Source organism: Pseudoalteromonas arctica (assembly GCF_012927645.1).
GTDB classification, from domain to species: domain Bacteria; phylum Pseudomonadota; class Gammaproteobacteria; order Enterobacterales; family Alteromonadaceae; genus Pseudoalteromonas; species Pseudoalteromonas arctica_A.
The window spans coordinates 1-25,519 of the sequence record NZ_JABBMT010000033.1; the positions used below are offsets into that span (position 1 = coordinate 1).

Below are 25,519 nucleotides of genomic sequence, written 5' to 3' on the forward strand. Positions count from 1 at the left end.
GATACACCGTGTACTAAAGCTACTAGCGGTAAATTGTAAGCGTCAATCCATTGAAAAAGAAAGTGACATTTGCCGTTTTAAAATAGGAAGTTACGCGATCAACGTTCCTTAAGAACTAAGGTATGAACAATAACTAACAATCTCTTTTTCTAAGTTTTCGAATTTATCTTTAATATCCCGATTAAGTTGCTGAAAGCAACAACATTGAAGCTTTTTATGTATATAATCTATTAATACCTTCTCAATTAAATCAGACAAATAATACGATGGAGCCTCTTCATTTGTGTCATAAAAAGCAGCAATGGCACTCGATACTACTTTTAATATTGTGTTATCAAACTTACCTTCATTTACCCGGGTCGCTTTTTTAGCCCAACCAATAATGATTTCTTTGTTTTTATCTTCTTTTTCACGCTCTATTTTTTTTAATTTAATCATTCCAAAATCCTTTTAAATTAATAGCAATCAATGTTGCTCGTTAACAATAATTCATTACTTCCCTAAAATAAAAACACTAGCCCTCTTATAACTCATCTATAAATTCACTCGGGCAACTGAAAGCTGACGGCTTATAGCTTACAGCTCTCACTTCTTCGTTATCGTCACTTTTGGTTCATTGTAATTACGATAGTCGATGCTGACGATGTAGCTGCCTTTGATTGCTGGGGTGAAGCTAAAGTAATTATAGATGGTATTACAATCGGCGGTGGCGGCTTGGCCGAGTATTAATGATTGTCCTGCGGGTGCGGCTTCGCTATAACCACAATTGTAGCCTTCGCTAAAGTCGGCGTCGGCGATTTTAAATTCGTAGACTTTACCCGGTGTTGAAAACTTCACATTGGCTTGGTAAATCGCGGGGGCAACTTGCTCAAACTGATATTGTGGCTCTGCGTCCCATAAGGTGAAGTCACCGCGTAAGTACATAGTACGGTCAAGCTCTTTACTTGGTAGTACATCGCTAATATCAGGCATTTGTATTTGGCTCGAACATGCGGTTAATAAGCTAACTACCGCAAGCGTTAAAATACGTTTCATAGGTTAACCTCTTATACAAAAAAGCCAGCATAGCTGCTGGCTTTTTAAGCTAAGCTGAACTTACTTCTGTAGTACAGAAATATCAGCAATATCTAAAAATAAGCCACTTAATTGGCTGAGTAATGCTAAACGGTTTTGTTTCACGGCTTCATCGTCCGCCATTACCATCACATTATCAAAGAAGTTATCAACACTTTCGCGGATACCCGCTAATTGCGCTAATGCTTCTTGGTAATCGCCTGCGGCATATAATGGGGCAAGATCAGTTGCGAACTTAGCAACCTGTGAAGCAAGTACTTTTTCTGCATCATCACTTAGTAAGCTCTCATCGACCTTACCTTGGCTTGTAATGTCATTCTTAGCCAATATGTTACTTACGCGCTTATTCGCTGCTGCAAGTGCTTCTGCAGCGTCTAATGTACGGAAGTGACTTACCGCTTTAACTCGGCGGTCAAAATCAACAGGCTTAGTCGGGCGACGTGCAAGCACAGCTTGAATAACGTCTACTTGAATGCCTTCGTCTTGGTACCAAGCGCGGAAACGCCCTAGCATAAACTCAAACACATCGGCAGATACATTTAGGTTAGTTAGCTTTTCGCCAAATAAGCTTTGTGATTTAGCAACAAGGTCTAGGATATCTAATGGCAGCTCTTTTTCTACCATGATACGCAACGCACCAATCGCAGCACGACGAAGTGCAAACGGGTCTTTATCGCCTTTTGGTGCTTGGCCAATTCCGAATATACCTACGAGCGTGTCAAACTTATCTGCGATAGCAACCGCACAACTGATCAAGTTTGTTGGTAAGCTGTCACCTGCAAAGCGTGGCATGTATTGCTCATTTTGTGCCATGGCTACATCTTCAGCTTCACCGTCATGGCGTGCGTAATGCATGCCCATAACACCTTGTACGTCGGTAAACTCCATTACCATCTCGGTCATTAAGTCTGTTTTACTTAGTAAGCCGGCACGCTCTGCCAGTGCTTTATCTGCACCGAGTTGCTCTGCAATGTAACCTGCTAGCCCACTGATACGTTCAGATTTATGTTTTAATGTACCCAGCTGCTTTTGGAACAATACGCTATCTAGTGACTCTAAACGGCTTTCTAGGGTTTTCTTTTTGTCTGTTTCAAAGAAGAACTGCGCATCCGCTAAGCGTGGACGTACAACTTTTTCGTTACCAGCGATAACTACACTTGGTTTTTTACTTTCGATGTTTGAAACGAACAAAAACTTATTAAGTAGCTTGCCATCTTGATCAAGTAACGGGAAGTATTTTTGGTCGTCTTTCATGGTGTAGATCAGCGCTTCTGCTGGTACATCTAAAAACGCTTCTTCGAAAGTTGCTGTTAGGGTAACTGGCCATTCAACTAAAGAGGTTACTTCTTCTAGTAAATCTTCATCCATGGCAACCACAGCGTTTACTGCTTTTGCGGCAGTTTCAATTTGGCTGCGAATTTGTGCTTTACGTTCCTCGTAATCGGCAACAACGTGTGCAGATTTAAGTACGTCAAAAACTTCATCAGCATGGTTAATGCTAATTCTTTCTGGGTGATGAAAACGATGCCCTTGAAGCTGATTACTTATCGCTTTACCAAGTACCTCGCCTTCAATAAGTTTATCGCCAAACAAAATTGTTGCTGTATGAACAGGACGAATAAATTGTGTTTTATTCGCGCCCCAACGCATTGGCTTTGGAATAGGCAATTTTGCTAACGCTTTATTCACCACGTCATTTAGCAAAGCAGTGGTTTCTTTACCTGCTACTTTAGCAATGTGTAACAACCACGCACCTTTATCTGTTTCAAGAGTTTGTGCGTCTTTAACATCAATACCACAACCGCGCGCCCAACCCATGGCCGCTTTAGTTGGATTGCCTTCACTGTCAAATGCAGCTTTTGTTGCAGGCCCACGTTTCTCAACTTCTTTATCTTGTTGTTTGGCTTCAAGCGCTTTTACTTGTAAGCCTAAACGACGTGGTGATGCATACCAACTTACACCTTGATGAGAAAGCTCTAAGCTTTCAAGTTCTGCTGCTAGGTTTTCAGCAAATGCCTCTGCAAGTTTTCGCAGTGCTTTTGGTGGCAACTCTTCGGTTCCAATTTCTACTAATAAATTTTGTGCTGACATGCTTAATCCTTACAAAGCGGGAAGCCAAGCGCTTCGCGAGCATCATAATAACTTTGTGCACATGCTTTAGATAAGGCACGAACACGTAAAATATAACGTTGGCGTTCAGTCACTGAGATCGCGTGACGCGCATCAAGTAAGTTAAATGCATGCGAGGCTTTCATCACTTGCTCATAGGCCGGCAATGGTAAGTTCGCTTCAATGAGCTTTTGGCTTTGCGCTTCATATTTATCAAACTGTGCAAACAAGTCTTCAACGTTAGCGTGCTCAAAGTTGTATTTCGATTGCTCTACTTCGTTTTGGTGAAAAACGTCACCATAGGTAACGCGCCCCATCGGACCGTCAGCCCAAACAAGGTCATAAATACTGTCTACGCCTTGTATGTACATAGCTAAACGTTCAAGGCCGTAAGTAATTTCACCGGTCACGGGTGAGCACTCAATGCCGCCTACCTGTTGAAAGTAAGTAAACTGCGTTACTTCCATACCATTTAACCAAATTTCCCAACCTAGACCCCACGCACCTAATGTAGGTGATTCCCAGTTGTCTTCTACGAAACGCACCTCATCAGTTAGCGTATCTATACCTACAGCGGCTAAAGAGCCTAAGTAAAGCTCTTGGATGTTCTCTGGTGATGGTTTTAACACTACTTGGAACTGGTAGTAATGTTGCAGGCGGTTTGGATTCTCACCATAACGGCCATCGGTAGGACGACGACATGGTTGTACGTATGCACTCGACATTGGCTCAGGACCAATAGACTTTAAGAATGTTTGTGGGTGGAATGTACCTGCGCCAACTTCCATATCAAGTGGCTGAATGATGACACAGCCTTGCTGTGCCCAGTAATCCTGTAAAGCCAGGATCAAACCTTGAAAGGTTTTAACGTCATATTTTTGCATATTTGGCTTTTAGTATCTGCTGTGATGTAGCGTGAAAATTACCCTCAGTATACCTTGTGCGTAGTCATGTTTTAAGCAGTTTGTGCAATTGCAGCCAATAAAAAAGGAGCCTTTGGGCTCCCTTTCAAAACTATTACTAGCAATTACACATCGAGATTAACTACACGTAGTGCGTTCGTTTCGATGAAGTCACGACGCGGCTCTACTTGATCGCCCATCAATGTTGCAAACAATTGATCAGCACCAACGGCGTCTTCAATGGTTACTTGCAACATACGACGCGCTGAAGGATCCATGGTAGTTTCCCACAGCTGACTTGGATTCATCTCACCTAGTCCTTTATAGCGCTGGATATATAACCCACGCTTAGATTCTGCGATCAACCATTCCAATGCATCCACAAAGTTATCAACAGCTTTTGTTTTTTCACCGCGTTGAATATATGCCCCCTCTTGAAGGACATTAGCGATGTTTTTACCAGTTACAGCAATACGTTGATAATCTTTTGAAGCTATAAAATCATAATGAAGTATGTGTGCTTTATCCACACCATGCTGACGAATATTCACAACCGGATAGTATAAGTTACGCTCTGTATCGTGCTCAGTACCCGCATGGAATATTGTTGCATCTTCGTCACGCTCAATTAAGTCATCAACAAGCTCTTTCGTCCATGCAATTACTTTTTCTTCATCAGCGAGATGCTCTGTTTTAAGCTCGCTTTGATAAATCAAACGATTCATAACCGTGTTAGGATATTTACGTTTTAAGCGCTCAATAACTTTAACTGTGTTTTGATAATCATGAACGATAGCCTCTAAAGCTTCGCCTTCAAGTGCAGGTGCATCAGTACCGGTATAAAGTGCGGCACCATTTAATGCTAATGAAGTTAGGTATTCGACAAGTGCTGGATCATCTTTAATATAGCGCTCTTGTTTACCTTTTTTCACTTTATAAAGTGGTGGTTGAGCAATATAGATATAACCACGTTCAACGATTTCTGGCATTTGACGGTAGAAAAAGGTCAATAGTAACGTACGAATGTGCGAACCATCGACGTCAGCATCGGTCATGATAATGATGCGATGATAACGTAATTTTTCAGGGTTATACTCATCGCGACCAATACCACAACCAAGGGCTGTAATTAACGTGGCAACTTCTTGTGAAGATAACATCTTATCAAAACGCGCTTTTTCTACGTTTAGTATTTTACCTTTAAGCGGTAGAATCGCTTGATTCTTACGATTACGACCCTGCTTGGCTGATCCGCCAGCAGAGTCCCCTTCCACTATGTATAGTTCAGACAGGGCTGGATCTTTTTCTTGGCAATCTGCTAATTTACCAGGTAAACCAGCTAAATCCATTGCGCCTTTACGACGAGTCATTTCACGGGCTTTACGCGCCGCTTCACGAGCACGAGAAGCATCAATGATTTTACCAACAACTATTTTTGCATCTACTGGGTTTTCTAATAAGAATTCAGTGAATTTCTCAGCCATTGCTTGCTCTACAGCTGATTTAACTTCACTTGAAACTAGCTTATCTTTGGTTTGTGAAGAGAACTTAGGATCAGGGACTTTAACACTAACAACTGCAGTTAAGCCTTCACGGGCATCATCACCTGTTGCATTACTGGTTGTTTTCGCTTTTTTATTAAAGCCTTCTTTTTCCATATAGTTATTAAGTGTACGAGTTAACGCAGATCTAAAACCGGCTAAGTGAGTACCGCCATCACGTTGTGGAATGTTGTTTGTAAAACAGTAAATATTTTCTTGGTAAGCATCATTCCACTGCATTGATACTTCAACGCTAATACCATCTTCTTCACGTTCGTGAGTAAAGTGGAATACACCTTTATGTATTGGATTTTTATTACGATTTAGATACTCAACAAATGCTTGAATACCCCCTTCGTATTTGAAGTGATCTGATTTATTTTCTTCTCGCTCATCCGTTAGGATGATGCTCACACCAGAATTCAAGAATGATAATTCACGTAAACGTTTAGCTAAAATATCATAATGGAAATCTAAGTTAGTAAAAGTTTCAGCACTTGGCCAAAAACGTAATTCAGTACCAGTGGTTTCTGATTCGCCAATTACAGCTAGTGGCGCATCAGGAACACCCATAGTGTAAAACTGCTCATGTAACTTGCCTTCACGACGAACTGTTAGCTTTAATTTTTCTGAAAGTGCATTTACTACTGAAACACCAACACCGTGTAAGCCACCTGATACTTTATATGAATTATCATCAAACTTACCACCAGCATGTAGTACTGTCATAATTACTTCAGCAGCTGACACCCCCTCTTCTTCATGAATTGAAGTTGGAATACCACGGCCGTTATCTCGAACAGAGACAGAACCATCTAAATGAATTGTGACATAAATATCATCACAATGACCTGCTAAGGCTTCATCGATAGAGTTATCAACGACCTCAAACACCATATGGTGTAAGCCTGTGCCATCATCGGTGTCCCCTATATACATTCCAGGACGCTTTCTTACTGCGTCTAATCCTTTTAGTACTTTAATACTCGACGAATCGTAATTCTCAGACATGGTTAATCCCACTTATCTTGTTATTAGGTTGCCATGTTTCACGTGGAACATTTGTAGTTCTCGTTGCATGGGTTCCACCACAGCAGAAATACTTTCAGATTGAATTGTAGAGATAAATATTTGAGAGCTACAGTGCGACAATAATTGTCCTACTTTCTCTTTCGTATCTTCCCCTAACTCTGAAGGTAGATCATCTATTAGCAATATTGATTGCTTTTCTGTCTCTGACTCAATCAAACTATTTTGCGTTACTTTTAACGCATAAAGCAATAGTTTCAATTGACCGCGTGAAAAGGTGTTTTCCACACTGCTGCCAGCGACACTAAAACCGAAATCAGCTTTATGCGGCCCTTTATTTGTAAAACCTTGGCGACTATCACGCTCAAAGCTTTGTTCGAGAGCATCGGCTAGAGATTCATTCTCTTTCCAACCAGCATAAAAACTTATTTCTAAATCGCGTATAAGCGTTAAATCTGCACACATTTTATCAAAAAATTGCTGCTTAAACCTACTTATATACGCAATTCGTAAATTATTTATTTGGTCAGCCAGTCTAACAAATTCTTTATCCCAAAACTTGATTTGATCAAAATAATTCTTAGGCTTACTTTTCAATAATGCATTACGTTGCTTTAATACTTTATTGAATGATTGCCACAAATAAAAAAAGTCTTGTTCCACGTGGAACAATCCTAAATCTAAAAATTTTCGGCGTTCTTTTGGTCCACCAAAAAACAACGAATAGCTTTCAGGGGTGATCACTTGTACTGGCATTAATTGGGCAAGTTCAGACACTCGACGACTAGACTTACCCTGTATTTTTAATTCTGTCTCACCACTTAAAGTCTTACTAATACCAATTGGAATTGATAAGTTATAAAGTGATTTACGACCATGAATGGTAAATTTTTCTTTATAGTGCGTAATGATACTTTTGTGCTTTGGCGTACGAAAAGACTTGCCATGAGAAAGGTAATAAATAGCCTCTAAAAGGCTGGTTTTTCCACTGCCATTTTCACCATAAATTATGTTAATACCATTCACTGGTTCTACAGTGAGTGCCTCAATATTACGAAAATTATTGAGGCTCAAATGACTTAAACTCATAGTGCCTTATAAGCGCATTGGCATAACAACGTACATGGCTTCTTCATCGCCAGCACCTTCTATCAGTGCGCTACTATTCGAATCAGCAAGCGTAAATAAAACGTCTTCCGTTTTAAGTGTGTTCAATACATCAAGTACATAAGAAACGTTAAAACCAATTTCTAAGTCATCACCTTGATAATTTACCTCAACCACTTCTTCAGCCTGCTCTTGCTCTGGGTTGTTTGCAGTTATTTTTAGCAAACCTTCAGAAAGGTTTAGTCGAACCCCTCTAAACTTTTCGTTCGATAAAATAGAGACACGTTGAAAAGCACTACGTAACCACTCACGGTTTGCGGTAATTACTTTGTCGCCACCGCGTGGCAATACTCGGCGGTAATCAGGAAAACGCCCATCAACTAATTTACTAGTAAAAGTAAACTCTGTATCTAAAATACGAATATGATTTGCACCAAATTGAATGGTTACCAATTCATCATCAGCAACCATAAGTCGCATAATTTCTTGCACGCCTTTGCGTGGAATAATTAGCTGACGCTGAGTATTTAACGATTGCGGTAATTGCTTTTGCGCAATAGCTAAACGGTGACCATCAGTGGCCACTGTTTTTATATCAGCATTATCTACTTCAAACGACATACCATTTAAGTAATAGCGTACATCTTGATTGGCCATCGAAAAGTGGGTGCTTTCAAGTAACTTTCGCAGCTCTAAGCGCGTTAGTTGAAATTCAACTTCACCATCCCACCGCTCAAGATTAGGAAAATCTTCCGCAGCGAGTGTCGTTAATGAAAAGCGGCTTTTTCCACTGGTCAGTAATAGTTGGTGATCTTGACTGCTCAATGTTAAATCTGAACCGTCTGGCAGACTTTTACAAATATCGAGTAATTTTTTAGCTGGCAAAGTCAATTTTGCATCAGCGGTATCATCGCCAACAAAAACCTTTGCGACAAGTTCAATTTCAAGGTCTGTGCCAGTCATTGAAAGTTCGCCATTTTCAACCTCTAACAAAACGTTAGATAAAATTGGCAAGGTATGTTTGCGCTCAATTGCACCAGATACTTGCACCAAAGGTTTTAAAAACTGTTCTCTTGATATAGTTATTTGCATAATAAAGTCAGCCCTAAGATGACAATGTTCTTATTAGGTTTTGGTAATCTTCTTTCACTTCGTGGCTTTCATCACGTAGTGATTTAATCTTTCTGCACGCATGTAATACAGTGGTGTGGTCGCGACCACCAAAGGCATCTCCAATCTCAGGTAAACTATGATTGGTGAGCTCTTTAGACAATGCCATAGCAACTTGGCGAGGCCTTGCGATAGAGCGGCTACGGCGCTTAGATAGCAGATCTGATACGCGAATACGATAATATTCAGCAACCGTACGTTGAATATTGTCTATCGTGACCAGTTTATCCTGTAAAGCCAGTAAATCACGCAGTGCTTCTTTTACAAAGTCGATCGAAATTGGCCGACCAGTAAAGTTTGCATTGGCAATTACACGATTAAGCGCACCCTCTAACTCACGCACATTTGAACGTAATTTTTTAGCGATAAAAAAGGCCACTTCGTGAGGTAAATTAATTTTACTCTGCTGGGCTTTTTTCATCAAAATAGCCACTCGCGTTTCAAGCTCTGGTGGCTCAATCGCAATGGTTAAACCCCAACCAAAACGTGATTTAAGGCGATCTTCAACCCCTTCTATCTCTTTTGGATAACGATCTGAGGTTAAAATGATTTGTTGGTTACCTTCAAGTAATGCATTGAAAGTATGAAAGAATTCTTCTTGAGAGCGTTCTTTGTTAGCAAAAAATTGAATATCATCGATCATTAAAGCATCAACACTGCGGTAATAACGTTTAAACTCCTCGATAGCGTTATTTTGTAGGGCTTTAACCATATCTTGCACAAAACGCTCTGAGTGCATATAAACAATTTTTGCATCTGGCTTATTTGCCATAATGCCATTGCCAACTGCATGTAATAAATGCGTTTTACCTAAACCCGTTCCACCATATATAAATACCGGGTTAAAGGCAGCACCCGGGTTATCCGCAACTTGCGTCGCAGCAGCTTTTGCTAACTGGTTAGATTTACCTTCAACAAAACTATCAAAGGTATAGTTTTCTTTAATGTTTGATTTATAACCAGACTTAGGTGCAGGCTCAACCACAGCTTTAGCTGCTTTTGGTTGCTGCTTTGCTGCCGGCTGATTCATTGGGGTCGCAGAGCTAGTTGTTGCAGGCGTGATCACTTGCGCATTGTGGATTGGCTTGCTACCTACATCAAAGCGTAACTCTGGCGCTTCATCCTTACAAATCTCAACCAGTAATTCATTAATGCGGTTTAAGTACTTTTCTCTTACCCAATCAAGCACAAAGCGATTAGGCGCATAAATCGTCAGGGTATCTTCGGTACTTTCTGCTTGTAGTGGTCTTACCCACATACTGAACTGCTGCGAAGGCAGCTCATCTTGCAATACATATAAACAACTTTGCCAAACCGACAGATACACAGTTAAACTCCCAAAGACTTAGTATTTATTCTCGGTCATCTTTAGTGGCCGAAAATCATACATTTATTACTATTATTTAGGCAATTTATTAACCCAAGACCGAGTATTATGAATGCACTTTATCCACAAGTACAAGATTGATTTTTTTGAAAAATATGATCTAGCTAAAAAAAACAACCAAGATATTGATTTTTAATAATAATTATTTTTAACTTCAAACTATGATCATAGCAAAAAAGGGCTTGGATCGCGATCAAATTATGTGATCTATTTTACTTACCCCAAGCTTTTATGCACTTTTTATACAGAGCCTGTGGAAAACTTCTTTAATATAAGGATCCTAGCAGATCCTGCCAACAGATCTATTATCGCCCCTCTATTATAAATGCGATTATGGTTGACTTTAAGGCACTTCATCGATAATATCTCGCGCTCGCAATGGCACCTGTGCCAGGATCGCGACCTGCATAGGATGTTTTAACCTTTAACCGATCGGATGGAATTGTTATGAAAAGAACTTTTCAACCTAGCGTTTTAAAACGCAAACGTGCACACGGTTTCCGTGCTCGCATGGCAACTGTAAATGGCCGTAAAGTATTAGCTCGTCGCCGCGCTAAAGGCCGTAAAGTTCTTTCTGCTTAATATATAAGTGGAAGACTTTAACTTTGGCAGGGAGTTACGTCTGTTAACTCCCTCGCATTATTCTCGCATCTTTAATGAACCCGCTCGGGCCGCAACTCCTTTCTTTACCTTATTAGCAAAACCCAATGACCAAGCAAAACCTCGCTTAGGACTCACTGTCGCTAAAAAACGGGTTAAAAAAGCTTGCCAACGAAACCGTATTAAACGTCTTGCTCGCGAAAGTTTTCGTTTAAACCAACACACTATTGATAATATCGATATTGTGCTGATGGTTAAAAGTGGTATTGATGAACAGTCAAATGAAGAGCTAACTAAACAACTCACTAAATTATGGCGCAAGATTAACGAACGCTGTAAACCAGGTGCACCAAAACCACCGCCGTTTAAAAAACGCCCCAACAAATCGGCTAAATCCAATAAACAGAGCCAATAGCAATAGAATTATAGGGTTAATTAAGGTATCTTTAGCTCACCTTTTAATCATGCATTTAAAATTCCATTTTGGGCATTTAAATTCATGGTATCCATTCACTAAATATTACGCAGAGGCTTGAACACCATGAGGTTACTTAAACCACTTGTTGCTTTTCCTAAGCGCTGTTTAGTGTTATTAATTCGTGGTTATCAAAAGTGGATTAGTCCGCTGTTAGGTCCGCATTGTCGATTTAATCCAACCTGCTCTAGTTATGCTATTCAAGCAATTAATTTGCATGGATCTGTAAAAGGGAGTTGGTTAGCGGTAAAACGCATATTAAAATGTCATCCTTTACATTCAGGTGGGGATGATCCCGTACCTGAAAAATTAACCCATATTAACCACCAACACGAGAAATAAGAGCTGTTATGGAATCGCAACGCACGTTTTTATTCATCGGCCTGATGCTTGTATCGTTTTTATTATTCCAAGAGTGGAATAATGACTACAATGCACCAAAAGTCGATCCTAGTGCCAACACACAAACACTACAAACTAATTCCCCTGACTCTGATGATTATGTTCCATCATCAACAGATGGTGAATTACCAACTGCAGCAACAACCGCGAAACGTTCAGTTATTGAAATTACGACTGACGTATTCAAAGTTAAAATTGACACCCGTGGTGGTGATATTGTTGAAACTGACTTACTGCAATACGAAGAAACAAAAGGTAGCACAACGCCTTATATGTTACTTGGAGAGTTTGATGGTAAACAATACTTCTCTCAGAGTGGTTTAATAGGCTTAAATGGCCCAGATAAGCCTGGTGCACGCCCTATTTATCACACTAAGCAAAAAACATTTGCTTTAACAGGTGACGAACTTCGCGTACCACTTACATTTACTGATAGCAAAGGTGTTAGTTTTACTAAAACGTATGTATTCAAAAAAGGTCAATACGATGTTGGCTTAGAATACACAGTAAATAACACCACCGCAGAGCCAATTCAAGTACAGCTATATACGCAAGTAAAACGCACAGTACAAGATAAAGGCAGCTTAGTTGACCAAAACTACTTAGGTGCTGCCTATGGTTCTGCTGAGGAAAAGTACGAAAAATACAGCTTTTCTGACATGGCAGACAAAAACCTAAGCATTAATACCCAAGGTGGTTATGTTGCTTTTATTCAGCACTACTTTGTAAGTGCGTGGGTTCCTTCGCAAGAACAGCAAAATACCCTTTACAGCTTAATTGCTAAAGGCAACGCAGCAATTATTGGTGCTAAAGGTGAGCCGATAAATGTACAAGCGAACCAACAAGCAACACTTGGTGCAACTTACTATATGGGCCCTAAAGAGTCGGATATACTTGAAGCTATTCATCCGAACTTAGATTTAACTGTCGATTACGGTTGGTTATGGTTTATCTCACAGCCGTTATTTATACTATTAAAATGGCTACATAGCATACTAGGTAACTGGGGTGTGGCAATCATCGCCATTACTGTGATTGTTAAATCAGCAATGTACCCACTCACCAAAGCACAATATACGTCAATGGCGAAGATGCGTGCCCTACAGCCTAAAATGGCTGCATTAAAAGAAAAGTTTGGTGATGACCGTCAAAAATTCGGCCAAGCAACCATGGAAATGTACCGCAAAGAGAAAGTAAACCCTATGGGTGGTTGTTTCCCTATTTTGCTGCAAATGCCAATTTTCTTAGCGCTATTTTATGTATTCTTAGAATCAACAGAACTGCGTCATGCTGAATTTATTTTTTGGTTAACTGACCTATCTGCGAAAGACCCATACTACGTACTACCAATCTTATTTGGTGCCAGTATGTTTATTACGCAAAAGCTACAACCAATGACGGTAACTGATCCAATGCAACAAAAGATGATGACCTTTATGCCGGTTATCTTCTCAGTGTTCTTCCTTTGGTTCCCATCTGGTCTAGTACTTTACTGGCTAGTATCAAACCTTATCTCTATCGCACAGATGCTGATCATCTATCGCGGTATGGAAAAGAAAGGAATAAAAGTCAGGGGCTAATTTGCTCAGTTACTTAAATTAAGGCGACCATTGGTCGCCTTTTTATTGCCCGCTATTCGCCAGCCATAACAGCATAGGTTACAATACGCCCATACCATTACAATTTAAGTTGGCAAACTACTAGCATGATCAATCAAGACACAATTGCAGCACAAGCAACCGCCCCTGGTCGTGGTGGCGTTGGTATTATTCGCGTTTCTGGCAGTTTAGTAAAAACCGTTGCCGAACAGATTATTGGTCGTTGCCCCAAGGTGCGTTACGCCGATTACGTGCCATTTAACAGTCTTGCTGGCGAGCAACTTGATCAAGGTATTGCTATTTATTTTGCCGGACCAAACTCCTTCACTGGCGAAGATGTACTTGAACTACAAGGCCACGGCGGTCCTGTAGTACTGGATATGCTACTTAAAGAAATTAGCCAAATTAACGGTGTGCGATTAGCAAAGCCAGGCGAGTTTTCTGAGCGTGCCTTTATGAACGACAAAATGGATTTAACCCAAGCAGAAGCAATTGCTGACTTAATTAATGCCACTTCAGAACAAGCAGCCAAAAGCGCCTTACAATCACTGCAAGGCGAGTTCTCTAAGCATATTGATACCTTAGTTGAAAAAGTCATTCACTTACGTATGTACGTTGAAGCGGCCATTGATTTTCCCGATGAGGAAATTGACTTTTTATCTGACGGTAAAGTCTCTGGTGATCTAAATGCCATTATCACCCAGCTAAGCAATGTGACCAATCAAGCAAAACAAGGCAGCATTATGCGCGAAGGTATGCGTGTGGTGATTGCTGGGCGTCCTAACGCAGGAAAATCTAGCTTACTCAATGCACTTGCAGGACGTGAAGCCGCTATTGTTACTGAAATTGCCGGCACCACCCGTGACGTACTACGAGAACACATTCACATTGATGGCATGCCGCTACATATTATAGATACTGCAGGCCTGCGCGAAAGCCCAGACCGCGTTGAGCAAATAGGCATTGAACGCGCATGGGATGAAATAAAGCAAGCCGATCGCGTGTTGTTTATGCTTGATGGCACTGATACCAAAGACACTGATCCACATGCTATTTGGCCAGAGTTTATGGCCAAACTACCTGCCGGTATGGGCGTGACCGTGATCCGAAATAAAGCCGATTTATCCGGCGATGCGGTTGGTATGGCAGAAGAACAACAATATCCAGTGATCAGATTAAGTGCTAAAAATGCTGATGGTATAGAGTTAGTTCGTACTCACTTAAAGGCATGTATAGGTTTCCAGGGAGCTACCGAAGGCGGCTTTATGGCCCGTCGTCGTCACTTAGATGCACTCGATAGCGCAGCTCATCATTTACAAACAGGTAAAGATCAATTAGAGATGCATATTGCCGGTGAGATCCTAGCTGAAGAACTGCGTTTAACACAAAACTACTTAAACGAGATCACCGGTGAATTTACCTCAGACGATCTATTAGGCAAAATATTCAGCTCATTCTGTATCGGGAAATAACAAGGGAAACCAAAGGAAATAAACATCCAAATAAAGTTAAAATAACTAATTTATTCATTAACTTAATAACAACTCAATCTTACAATAGTTTCCTTTAGTTACATAATATGGGTCTTGAACGGCCCACCTACTTCTTTGATGTGGGCCACTATTGGTCCACCAAAGAGGAAGTTATTATAGATCGCAAACGAAAAGAGGCGATAATCCCCTACCAAATCCATTTCAATAAAGAATATTCGATTAGGTAAACTGAAAAAGTATAATAAAAACAAATAAATATAATTTTATTAACCTTCCCTCTATCCCACTTTATTTGAAAAGCCAGTCAAGCTAGAAATCGCCAAGAGGGTTACGAAATAAGGGATCTCGGCTTGAAAGATTCCGATTTATGGCTTTACAGGGCTTGAAAGGAGTGGTTTAGGGCTTAATGTCTAATTTTGTTATTTCAACTTAAAAAATTGCTTCTTAAGTGTTGAGTGTTATTCTAGTGACAGTAAACACATTTGTTTGGAGCAAACAGTGATCAAGTGTCACCTCGCAAGACTAATGGGCGAACACAAAATGCGAATTGCAGACGTTGCCAGAGAAACAGGGTTGAGTAGAAATACTATTACTCTACTTTACCGTGAAACAGCTCAGAAGGTAGATCTAGTGGCTATAGATAAGCTTTGCCTTTTATTTGACTGCGAACTTCAGGAGCTTTTAGAGCAAGTAAAAACTCATAATTTAGCATAGACCTTTGAGTTGAATCTTTCTAGATACAATACACTGTGTCTAATATTATATAAGCAATAAACGATGCAGGCATAAAGAAACATTCTGGTAAAAATAAATACACCTTTAAATGAGGTAGGTTATACATGAGTAACTCTATTTTTTCGTATGGCAGCCACTGGTTAAAAGCAGACTTCCACCTCCATACTCGCGCCGATAAAGAGTTTACCTATAATGGTGAAGAGAACAACTATGCAAACCAGTATGTCGCGGCGCTAGCTAATGCTGGTATTGGCCTTGGTGTGATCACCAACCACAACAAGTTTGATTTGAATGAATTTAAGGCGCTGCGCAAAAAAGCCAACAGGGCAGGCATTGGTTTGTTGCCGGGCATTGAGCTATCCATTAAAGATGGCCAGGCAGGTGTGCATACTTTGGTGGTATTTACCGATGAGTGGATAAATAACAAAGAAACTGAGAATTACGTCCAGAGTTTTCTTAGCGTCACATTCGCAGGCCAAGCAAACTTTGAACAAGAAAATGCTCGTTCGAATCACGACATTTTGGAAACGGTCAAGGTATTGGATGGGTACAATAAGGATTATTTCTTGGTATTCGCTCATGTTGAAGCACCCAATGGCTTATGGGGCAGCCTTGCTCCAGGCCGAATAAAAGAGCTATTTGAGAACGCGACAGTACGACGCAGAGCCTTGGCCTTTCAAAAAGTAGATACGCATGATAAACGGATAAAAATACAGCAAGAGTTAGGTAACCTCTATCCGGCTGAAGTGCAAGGGTGTGATGCCAAACAACTAAATCAAATGGCAGAGCGTAAAAAAGCCAGTTACCTGAAGCTAGGTTCATTCAGCTTTGAGGCTGTTAAGTTTGCGCTGCGCGATAAAGCCTCCAGAGTTCGCGCAGAGTTGCCCAGCTATAAGCATTCCTATATTCAAAAAATTCGCTTTGAAGGGGCTGGTACTTTAGGTGGTACAGAAATTTGCCTTTCGCCTGAGCTCAATACCCTAATTGGTATCCGTGGTAGTGGCAAATCCTCCGTGCTGGAAGGGGTACGCTACGCGCTGAATATTTCTTTTGGCGATAAGTCGTCGGATGTGGAATACAAAGAAGGACTTGTAAAGCACTTACTGCGTAGTGGCGGCAAAATTACCATCGATGCCATTGACCGCCGCGGCCAGCCTTATCAGATCCGCCGTATATTGGGTGAGCGCCCCGATGTGTATGTGAACGGTCAGTTGCAACCGGGCGTGTCTGTTCGTGAAACGGTGTTGTATCAGCCTATCTACTTTGGTCAGAAAGACCTTTCCAGCACGGGCGCTGGCTTTGAAAAAGATTTAATTGAAAAGTTACTTGGCGAAGCGCTAGTGCCAGTTCGGCAAAAAATTGAGCAAGGCCGACAGCGAGTGGTGGACGCTATTAATCAGATTAAACGCCTCACCCGAGCGGCAACGCAAAAGCAAGAGTGGTCGCAGAAAAAGCTAGATGCTCAACATCGACTAGATTTTTATCAACGATACGGTGTCGAGACCAAGCTTCAAAAACAGGTGGATTTTGATAGAGATGAACGAAAAGCAGAGCAAATTATCCACGGTACCAAGCATTATCTTTCTGAGCTCAATAGTTTTGTGGCAAGCTTTGAGGATGAGCTAAAGAATCAGGCGTTGTATAAATCTGCCCAAAATCAGACATTTTTTGATGACTTTTTTGCTACCTATCAGCAGTTGATTACCGGTTTTGATGACATCAAGCAAACGGTACTAAATGGTCACGATACGGTTGCTCTATTACAGCAGAAGCTGTCTGGCTTTGTACAACAAAAGCAGGCGCTGAAGGAAGAGTTTGCCGAGATTGAACGCAAACTGGCCACAGAGCTCAAGCAAGCTGGTGCACAGGCGATTAGCCCGCAAGAATTTAAACAGCTTAAAAGCTTGTTAGACCAAGCCGAGCAAATGTTAGCCGTGCTAGCCAAGAGCGAGCAACAATATGCGGATTTGAATCAATCCCTAGAACGTGAATTAGCACAGCTTAATGATTTATGGCTGGAGGAGTACCGCACAATTGAGCAGGTGCTGAGCAAGATAAATCGGGTCGATTCGCCACTTAAAATTGTGCCGCAATTTAAGGAGAACAAAGCTGCCATGCTTAAGTACATCCAAAATTTGTATCGAGGGAGCCGTATTCGTGAAGCAACTTTGCAAAGTGTGGTGGATGAATACAGTGACTTTGCATCAGTCTATCGCGATGTTGAAAAACTGAAAAACACATTAGGCGGGTCTTTTGATACCTTCTGGCAGTATTTTGAAGATAACCTAGAAGCCTTATTAACCTGGCAAGTACCGAATGTGTTTACCATCGAGTATCACGGCAAGGCGCTAGCGCAGCATTCTCTGGGGCAGCGGGCATCGGCGTTGATGCTGTTTGTGTTGAGTCAACAAGAAAACGACGTGGTGATTATTGACCAACCAGAAGATGATTTGGACAACCAAACCATCTATGACGATGTCATCAAACTGATCCGAGAGCTTAAGCCTTCTACTCAGTTTATCTTCGCAACACACAACGCCAATATTCCGGTGCTGGGAGATGCCGAACAGGTGATTGCTTGTGAGTATCAAGATGGCCACATCGCGTTAGTTAACGGTAGCATTGACTGTGCTGAAGTTCAGCAACGCATTGTTAGTATTATGGAAGGTGGTGCTGAAGCCTTCGAGAAACGTAAGCAGGTATATGAAGCATGGAAACCGAAGAACTCTTAGCCATTATTGCCAACGGTGAAGACTCAAGGCATCAGTTTAAACAAAATATTACGCGAGCCGAAAGTTTAGTGCCCGAGTTAGCTGCATTCAGTAATTCTAAAGGCGGTTTATTGTTCATTGGAGTAACTGATGAGGGCGGCATTCAAGGGTTAACCATTGATGATATGGGCCGAATCAATCAACTCGTTTCTAACGCTGCAAAGGATGTAAAACCACCACTTTCCGTAACCACGGAAAACATTGCTTTACCCAGTGGTATGGTGATGGTTGTTGATGTTCCTGAAGGTATTAGCAAGCCTTATATGGATGGCAACCTCCATGTCTGGGTAAAAAATAGCGCAAACAAATCAAAAGTCAGCGTACGAGAAGAGCTGTTGAGAATGTTTCAATCATCAGCGTTAATCCATGCTGATGAGCTACCAGTGAACAGTAGTTCAGCGGCTGATGTTGATCAGGAGTTCTTCGACGCATTTTTCGAGAAAGAATACAGCGAGCGAGTTGAAGACCAAGATGTATCGCGCGTTCAACTGCTTGAAAATATGAATTTAGCAAAAAATAGGCAGCTCAATATCTGCGGCACTTTGTTGTTTGCGTCACGACCACAAATACGCTTACCTGTTTTTATTGTAAAAGCGGTGGCTTTTCCTGGTGTTGATATCGAAGACGAGCATTATATTGACAGCCAGGATATTAACGGCAAACTGTCGGATGTGTTCCAAAAGGTTCTAGGTTTTGTCTTGGCTAACATTCGCCATGTGCAGAATAAACAAGGCATCAACTCTATAGGTGAACCAGAAATTCCGCGAATAGTGCTTGAAGAGCTTATTGCCAATGCGCTTATTCATCGCGATTACTTTGTATCGGCACCAGTTAAAGTTTTAATATTTGCAGATAGAATTGAAATAGTTAGTCCTGGTCACTTGCCCAATAATTTAACTATAGAAAATATTAAGATGGGAAACTCAAATGTTAGAAATCCAATTTTAGCGTCTTTCGCCCCTAAAGTTTTACCTTATCGAGGACTAGGCAGTGGCATAAAGCGCGCAATTAAAGCCTATCCTGATATTGAATTAATTGATGACCGAAATGGCAATAATTTTAAAGTAATCATTAAAAGGTTTGGGGATTAAAAATAAGTCGTCCCTACTCGAAAGAGGTAGGGACGACTCGCAGAGTCGCCCGTCGAGGCTACTGCTCACCCAATCCGCCCTGAAAAATTGCAGGGCCAGAAGAGGGATGGAGATTTGAGCGCATCAAAAAGGTGTTGTAATCTCTGATCACTGTGATAATTTTAAATATGAACTAGCTTGAAATGAGCATCAAAAAAGGGCGAATTCACTGCCCGTAACACGTTCCTGAAAAACTGTACTCGCAGCATTATGGGTCACACGACCACCCCACAATAAACAACACAAATATAAACCAAAGTAGTTCGCGCTGTATTTCAACAGAAATCATACTAAAATTTACGTTCAGTGCCGAATGCGGCCAGCATCATTTAGGTAATTTTTTTATAGTCATAATGAAATTCACTTTAGAGATCATTATGAACAAATACCAAACCTTTCATCAATTACATACGCAAGATCAACCGTTTATACTCCCAAATGCGTGGGATCCACTTAGTGCTCGATTATTATCTCAAGCGGGCTTTTGTGCTATCGCAACAACTAGCTGGGGAATGGCGCAAGCGCGGGGTCAAGAAGATGGCGAACAATGCTCATTTGAGGAGTTTCTAAATCAGCTAAAACCAATCATAAATGCTGTTAATATTCCTATTTCGATCGACATTGAATCTGGCTACAGTAATGACGTAAACATCATTTGTCAGCATGTTTTAGCCGTGGCTGAATTAGGTGTTGTCGGTATTAATATTGAAGATTCAGATAAAGTAACAGGAAAATTACGTATTCAAGAACAGCAAATAGCGATCCTAACAGCCATTAAAAACACATTAAACAGGCATGGATTTTCGCAATTATTTATTAATGCGCGAACAGATTGCTTCCTACAAACAGCTCAAATTGACCCGACAATAACCAGAGTTTTGGCTTACCAAACAGCCGGCGTTGATGGTATTTTCATTCCTGGATTAACGGATCTAGCTGCGATCCAGCAAATAACAACTTCACTTAATGTGCCACTTAATATAATGGCTGACGACTCTGTAAGTAATTCTCGCATGTTATTTGCGCAAGGTGTACAGCGATTTTCGCTTGGTAATGCCCTGTTTGATGCAACAAAAAGCTTTATTTTAACGGCTGGCTGTACCTTTAAATGCACAAAAAATTGCGATCATTTATTCTAACAATGGTTTTTCAAAGCTAATTAAACAAAATTAAAATCGAAATTAGTGGCATAAATAACAGCATATTTGAAAATTGATCTATGCGAGCTCAAATTGTTATCCACAATTTGGGCTTTTTTGCTCATTTTTCACAAAACGATCGATAAGAAACACGTTATTTGTTAAATCAAACTAGCTAAGAGCAGTACAATAAACCCGCTAAATCGTCGTTTATTGCTGTTTATTTTCCAATCTGCACCCTTTTTAAAATAATTTTTAACTTTCTGAAAATTAATTTACAGCAAAAAAGATCGTTATCAACAGGCGATCTATCCACATTCTGATCAGCCGTTTTAAAACTCTTAATGAAATGAAATTTCACCGCTCATAAAACATAAAATCAATAACTTAGTATAACAAAAATAAGATCTTATATTTTTACTACCCAGCTTTACCACTTTTTATCAACAGCTTTATCAGAAGATTACATATTGGAATAATTTATTTTATTTATGTATATCAGTAAATTACATCATTAAAATAAAAAACATCAAAAATTGCACGTTAAATACTTATACAAACTTCCATTCAAGGCTTTACTGCAGAGTAAACTCAGTTATCATAAGCCCATAAGTAAGCAGTTGTGTGATCAAATAGAATTATGAACTCCGTTAATATCATTATAGGTAGCCAAATGGGATCTGCTGAGTATGTAGGTGAGCAACTAGCAGAGCAGTTAGTTACTCAAGGGATCACTACAGAAGTTCATGATCAACCTAACTTTTCACAGATAAACCAAGAAAATACTATCTGGCTATTGTGTACTTCTACTTATGGTGCTGGCGATTACCCTGAAAACCTTTTATCCTTTGTTGAAGATATTAATAAAATCAATGATTTAAAAGGATTAAAGTTTAGTGTTATTGGTTTAGGTGACACCAGTTATGATACCTATAACCTCGCAGGTCGTAATCTAGAACAACTTTTAGTAAGTAAAGGCGCGCACTGTATAGCAGATCGCTTAGAGTTGAATATTCTTGATAAAGAACTACCAGAAGACACCGCATTAGCTTGGTTACCAAGCTGGATCGAGCAAATAAACCGTATTTAATTAAGATCACAGTTTAGATCCAAACTTAAAGTTACCCACAATTTACTGAGTATTTAGATCAGATTGTGGATAAGCTATGATCTAACTGCGTTTTAAGACTATGTTATCCATTGGATAAGATCTGATCCAATCCCCCCTGTGTATAAAGAGCCTTTTTGATCAGAGCTTATAATCAGTTAGATCCGATCATATAAACACCTTTAGATCCGATCTAACTTTATGTTTTAATAAGTAAACTAAGCCTTATCAACAGAAATTATGCTCAGTAGTAGTAACAGTAATAAAAGATCTCTTTAAAAGATCCTTTATATTATTAGAGATCATTTACTTAGATTTTGGCGAGAGTTTAATCATTTATCTTCTGTAAATTTATAGGTAGAATACGCTCCCCCTTGAAAGTTTGCTGGTTGATTAAGTAGGATCCCGAAATGATTTTTCACGAAAATTTTGATGTTATTGTTGTTGGTGGTGGACATGCAGGTACAGAAGCTGCGTTAGCTGCTGCACGTATGGGTATGAATACGCTACTGCTAACTCACAATATGGATACCCTTGGTCAGATGTCATGTAACCCAGCAATTGGTGGTATTGGCAAAGGTCATTTGGTTAAAGAAATTGATGCACTAGGTGGTGCAATGGCTCAAGCGATTGATAAAGGGGGTATTCAGTTCCGTACTTTAAATTCTTCAAAGGGACCTGCAGTAAGAGCTACTCGTGCACAAGCAGATCGCGCTTTATATAAAGCTGCTATTCAAGATATTTTACAACACCAAGATAACTTAAAGATCTTTCAGCAATCATGTGATGATCTAATTGTTGAAAATAATAAAGTAACTGGTGTTGTTACTCAAATGGGACTGCGTTTTAGTGCACCTTCGGTGGTATTAACCGTAGGCACTTTCCTTGGTGGGCAAATTCATATTGGCTTAGAAAACTTTAAAGGTGGTCGCGCTGGTGATCCTCCTTCAATTGCATTAGCAAATCGTTTACGTGAATTACCATTTCGTGTTGATCGCTTAAAAACTGGCACGCCACCACGTATTGATGCACGAACCGTCGATTTTAGTAAAATGCAAGAACAACCAGGTGATGCACCAACACCGGTATTTTCATTTATGGGTAAGCAAACGGATCATCCACAACAGATCAATTGTTATATTACTTACACAAATGAAAAAACTCATGATGTGATCCGTAATAATTTACATCGTTCACCAATGTATTCTGGTGTGATTGAAGGGATTGGTCCACGTTACTGCCCTTCTATTGAAGATAAAATTGTTCGCTTTGCAGATAAAGACAAACATCAAATTTTTGTTGAGCCTGAAGGCCTGACATCTTATGAGCTTTATCCGAATGGTATTTCAACTAGTTTGCCATTTGATGTGCAATTAGAGATTGTGCAATCAATCACTGGCTTTGAAAATGCACATATTTGCCGTCCAGGCTATGCTATTGAGTACGACTTTTTTGATCCGCGCGACTTAAAGAAATCATTAGAAACCAAGTTCATTGATGGTTTATTCTTTGCTGGACAAATCAATGGCACTACAGGCTATGAAGAAGCCGGTGCACAAGGCTTAATTGCAGGTATGAATGCAGCATTGCAAGTGCAAGGTAAAGAGTCTTGGACACCACGCCGTGATGAAGCTTATATAGGTGTATTAATCGACGATTTAACTACGCTAGGTACTAAAGAGCCGTACCGTATGTTTACGAGTCGTGCTGAATACCGTTTATTATTACGTGAAGATAATGCGGATATTCGCTTAACCGCAAAAGGTCGCGAACTTGGTTTAATTAACGATGATCGTTGGCAAGCATTTAATGAAAAAATGGATATTATTGGCAAAGAATCACAACGGATCAAAGAAACGTGGATCCATAAAGATCACGCTGTAATTGATCAAGTTAATGGCTTACTTAAAACACCATTAACCCGAGAAGCAAGTTTAGAAGAATTATTACGTCGCCCTGAGATCCGTTATAACGATCTAATGGCGATCGAAGGATTAGGATCTGAGTTTGAGCATGCAACAGCGTTAGAGCAAGTTGAGATCCACACTAAGTACGCAGGTTATATTGCGCGTCAACAAGAAGAGATCAATAAGCAACTTCGTCATGAGTTAACTATTTTGCCTAAAGATTATGATTACTCGATCGTATCGGGTTTATCAAATGAAGTGGTTGCTAAATTAACTGAGGCGCGTCCTGATACAATCGGTCAAGCATCACGTATTTCAGGTATCACGCCTGCTGCTATTTCGCTATTATTAGTTTATCTGAAGAAGCAAGGCTTACTACGTAAAATTGCGTAGTTATTAAGGAATACTGTGTTACAGCAACAATTAACTACTTTGTTAGCGCAAACTGATATTGCGCTAACTGAAAAACAACAGCAACAATTGGTTCAATATGTTGAGTTACTCAATAAATGGAACAAAGCTTATAATTTAACCTCAGTGCGTTTACCTGAGGATATGATGATTAAGCATATTATGGATAGCTTAGTTGTTGCACCTCACCTACCCGGTCATCATTATATTGATGTTGGTACGGGTCCTGGTCTTCCGGGTATCGTATTAGCTATTGCATTACCTGATACACAATTTATTTTATTAGATAGTTTAGGTAAACGCGTGCGTTTTTTAATGCAGGTAAAACATGAGCTAGGTCTGAAAAATGTAACCCCGGTGCAGTCTAGAGTTGAAGATTATCAACCAAGTGTTAAATTAGATGGTGTATTAAGTCGTGCTTTTGCATCTTTACAAGATATGGTTGACTGGTGTTCGCACTTGATTGATCATTCAGGTAAATTTATTGCCTTAAAAGGCGTATTTCCAAGTGAAGAACTAGAATCTTTACCTGTAGGTGTTAAGTTCGAGCAAAAAATCACCTTGGAAGTACCAAAATTAGATGCGCAAAGACATTTAATTATTCTTTCTAAAGACTAGGGATCAGAGAAACTGTGGCAAAAGTCATCGCAATAGCAAACCAAAAAGGTGGTGTGGGTAAAACCACCACAGCAGTTAATCTCGCGGCATCAATGGCTGCAACTAAACGTAAAGTGTTGCTTATTGATCTCGATCCGCAAGGCAATGCAACCATGGGCAGCGGCGTAGACAAATACGGCGATGTGGCAACAATTTATGATTTATTAATCGAAGATAAACCAATTGAAGAAGTTGTTACTAAAGAAACCTCTGGTGAATATCATTTAATTGCTGCTAATGGTGATGTTACCGCCGCAGAAGTTAAACTAATGGAGCTTTATGCTCGAGAAGTACGACTACGTAATGCCCTTGAAAAAATATCTGATCAATATGAATTTATTTTTATCGACTGCCCACCATCACTGAACATGCTTACGGTGAATGCAATGGCGGCCGCGGATTCAATTTTAGTGCCTATGCAATGTGAATATTATGCGCTTGAAGGCTTAACCGCATTAATGGACACCATTACACAATTAGCCAAGTTAGTTAATCCAAAACTACAGATTGAAGGGATTTTACGCACTATGTACGATCCGCGTAATCGTTTGGCCAATGATGTATCTGAGCAGCTTAAACAGCATTTTGGCGATAAAGTATACCGCACCGTGATCCCACGTAATGTACGTTTAGCTGAAGCGCCGAGTTTTGGTGCACCCGCAATGTATTATGACCGGGCATCAAGTGGCGCTAAAGCGTATTTAGCACTTGCCGGTGAAATGTTACGCAGAAAAGAAAAAATATCCCCAATCGTCGCCTAACTTGAGGTAAAAG

General features: G+C 40.2%; 21 protein-coding genes. 13 read left to right on the forward strand and 8 right to left on the reverse strand.

The window, feature by feature from the left end; genetic code table 11:
• Positions 1-108 precede the first annotated feature (108 nt).
• From HHO47_RS15875 to dnaA, 8 genes are all read right to left on the reverse strand, one after another.
• Complete coding sequence (locus HHO47_RS15875; protein ID WP_169021184.1) at positions 109-438, reverse strand: hypothetical protein; 330 nt, start codon at positions 436-438, stop codon at positions 109-111.
• A 147-nt stretch (positions 439-585) separates the two neighbouring features.
• A complete protein-coding gene (locus HHO47_RS15880) occupies positions 586-1,035 on the reverse strand; it encodes a hypothetical protein (protein ID WP_169021185.1) in 450 nt (149 codons plus the stop codon).
• A 60-nt stretch (positions 1,036-1,095) separates the two neighbouring features.
• Positions 1,096-3,165, reverse strand: a complete 2,070-nt coding sequence (gene glyS, locus HHO47_RS15885; protein WP_169021186.1) for a glycine--tRNA ligase subunit beta — start codon at positions 3,163-3,165, stop codon at positions 1,096-1,098.
• Positions 3,166-3,167: 2 nt separating this feature from the next.
• Positions 3,168-4,067: a glycine--tRNA ligase subunit alpha gene (glyQ, locus tag HHO47_RS15890; protein ID WP_169021187.1), complete on the reverse strand. Its 900-nt coding sequence runs from the start codon at positions 4,065-4,067 to the stop codon at positions 3,168-3,170.
• 143 nt (positions 4,068-4,210) lie between these two features.
• Positions 4,211-6,637, reverse strand: a complete 2,427-nt coding sequence (gyrB, locus tag HHO47_RS15895; RefSeq protein WP_169021188.1) for a DNA topoisomerase (ATP-hydrolyzing) subunit B — start codon at positions 6,635-6,637, stop codon at positions 4,211-4,213.
• Between the two features lie 12 nt (positions 6,638-6,649).
• Complete coding sequence (recF, locus tag HHO47_RS15900) at positions 6,650-7,744, reverse strand: DNA replication/repair protein RecF (RefSeq protein ID WP_169021189.1); 1,095 nt, start codon at positions 7,742-7,744, stop codon at positions 6,650-6,652.
• 6 nt (positions 7,745-7,750) lie between these two features.
• On the reverse strand, positions 7,751-8,854 hold the full coding sequence (gene dnaN, locus HHO47_RS15905) for a DNA polymerase III subunit beta (protein ID WP_169021190.1): 1,104 nt from the start codon (positions 8,852-8,854) through the stop codon (positions 7,751-7,753).
• Between the two features lie 13 nt (positions 8,855-8,867).
• Complete coding sequence (dnaA, locus tag HHO47_RS15910; protein ID WP_169021191.1) at positions 8,868-10,259, reverse strand: chromosomal replication initiator protein DnaA; 1,392 nt, start codon at positions 10,257-10,259, stop codon at positions 8,868-8,870.
• Between the two features lie 507 nt (positions 10,260-10,766).
• On the opposite strand from dnaA, the gene rpmH reads away from it, so the two are divergent.
• From rpmH to HHO47_RS15975, 13 genes are all read left to right on the forward strand, one after another.
• The gene (gene rpmH / locus HHO47_RS15915; RefSeq protein WP_004335215.1) at positions 10,767-10,901 is read left to right on the forward strand and encodes a 50S ribosomal protein L34; all 135 of its coding nucleotides are present in this window, start codon (positions 10,767-10,769) and stop codon (positions 10,899-10,901) included.
• Between the two features lie 7 nt (positions 10,902-10,908).
• A complete protein-coding gene (gene rnpA / locus HHO47_RS15920; RefSeq protein WP_016710423.1) occupies positions 10,909-11,334 on the forward strand; it encodes a ribonuclease P protein component in 426 nt (141 codons plus the stop codon).
• 126 nt (positions 11,335-11,460) lie between these two features.
• Positions 11,461-11,736: a membrane protein insertion efficiency factor YidD gene (gene yidD / locus HHO47_RS15925; RefSeq protein WP_064668255.1), complete on the forward strand. Its 276-nt coding sequence runs from the start codon at positions 11,461-11,463 to the stop codon at positions 11,734-11,736.
• Between the two features lie 8 nt (positions 11,737-11,744).
• Positions 11,745-13,376: a membrane protein insertase YidC gene (gene yidC / locus HHO47_RS15930; protein ID WP_169021192.1), complete on the forward strand. Its 1,632-nt coding sequence runs from the start codon at positions 11,745-11,747 to the stop codon at positions 13,374-13,376.
• A 125-nt stretch (positions 13,377-13,501) separates the two neighbouring features.
• Positions 13,502-14,866 carry a tRNA uridine-5-carboxymethylaminomethyl(34) synthesis GTPase MnmE gene (gene mnmE / locus HHO47_RS15935; RefSeq protein WP_169021193.1) on the forward strand — a complete coding sequence of 455 codons (1,365 nt, stop codon included), beginning with the start codon at positions 13,502-13,504 and terminating at the stop codon, positions 14,864-14,866.
• 519 nt (positions 14,867-15,385) lie between these two features.
• Positions 15,386-15,601: a helix-turn-helix domain-containing protein gene (locus HHO47_RS15940; RefSeq protein WP_169021194.1), complete on the forward strand. Its 216-nt coding sequence runs from the start codon at positions 15,386-15,388 to the stop codon at positions 15,599-15,601.
• Between the two features lie 125 nt (positions 15,602-15,726).
• Positions 15,727-18,354 (forward strand): TrlF family AAA-like ATPase, encoded by a 2,628-nt coding sequence (locus tag HHO47_RS15945; protein ID WP_169021195.1) that lies wholly within the window; start codon positions 15,727-15,729, stop codon positions 18,352-18,354.
• Entirely contained in the window at positions 18,333-19,484 is a 1,152-nt protein-coding gene (locus tag HHO47_RS15950) for an RNA-binding domain-containing protein (protein WP_169021196.1), read from the forward strand. Before HHO47_RS15945 ends, HHO47_RS15950 begins: the two co-directional genes overlap by 22 nt.
• A 416-nt stretch (positions 19,485-19,900) precedes the next feature.
• Complete coding sequence (locus tag HHO47_RS15955) at positions 19,901-20,662, forward strand: isocitrate lyase/PEP mutase family protein (protein ID WP_169021197.1); 762 nt, start codon at positions 19,901-19,903, stop codon at positions 20,660-20,662.
• A gap of 640 nt (positions 20,663-21,302) precedes the next feature.
• On the forward strand, positions 21,303-21,752 hold the full coding sequence (locus HHO47_RS15960) for a flavodoxin domain-containing protein (RefSeq protein ID WP_169021198.1): 450 nt from the start codon (positions 21,303-21,305) through the stop codon (positions 21,750-21,752).
• A gap of 428 nt (positions 21,753-22,180) precedes the next feature.
• Complete coding sequence (mnmG, locus tag HHO47_RS15965; RefSeq protein WP_169021199.1) at positions 22,181-24,070, forward strand: tRNA uridine-5-carboxymethylaminomethyl(34) synthesis enzyme MnmG; 1,890 nt, start codon at positions 22,181-22,183, stop codon at positions 24,068-24,070.
• A 15-nt stretch (positions 24,071-24,085) separates the two neighbouring features.
• On the forward strand, positions 24,086-24,706 hold the full coding sequence (gene rsmG / locus HHO47_RS15970; protein WP_169021200.1) for a 16S rRNA (guanine(527)-N(7))-methyltransferase RsmG: 621 nt from the start codon (positions 24,086-24,088) through the stop codon (positions 24,704-24,706).
• Positions 24,707-24,720: 14 nt separating this feature from the next.
• On the forward strand, positions 24,721-25,506 hold the full coding sequence (locus HHO47_RS15975; RefSeq protein WP_145241697.1) for a ParA family protein: 786 nt from the start codon (positions 24,721-24,723) through the stop codon (positions 25,504-25,506).
• Positions 25,507-25,519: the final 13 nt, after the last annotated feature.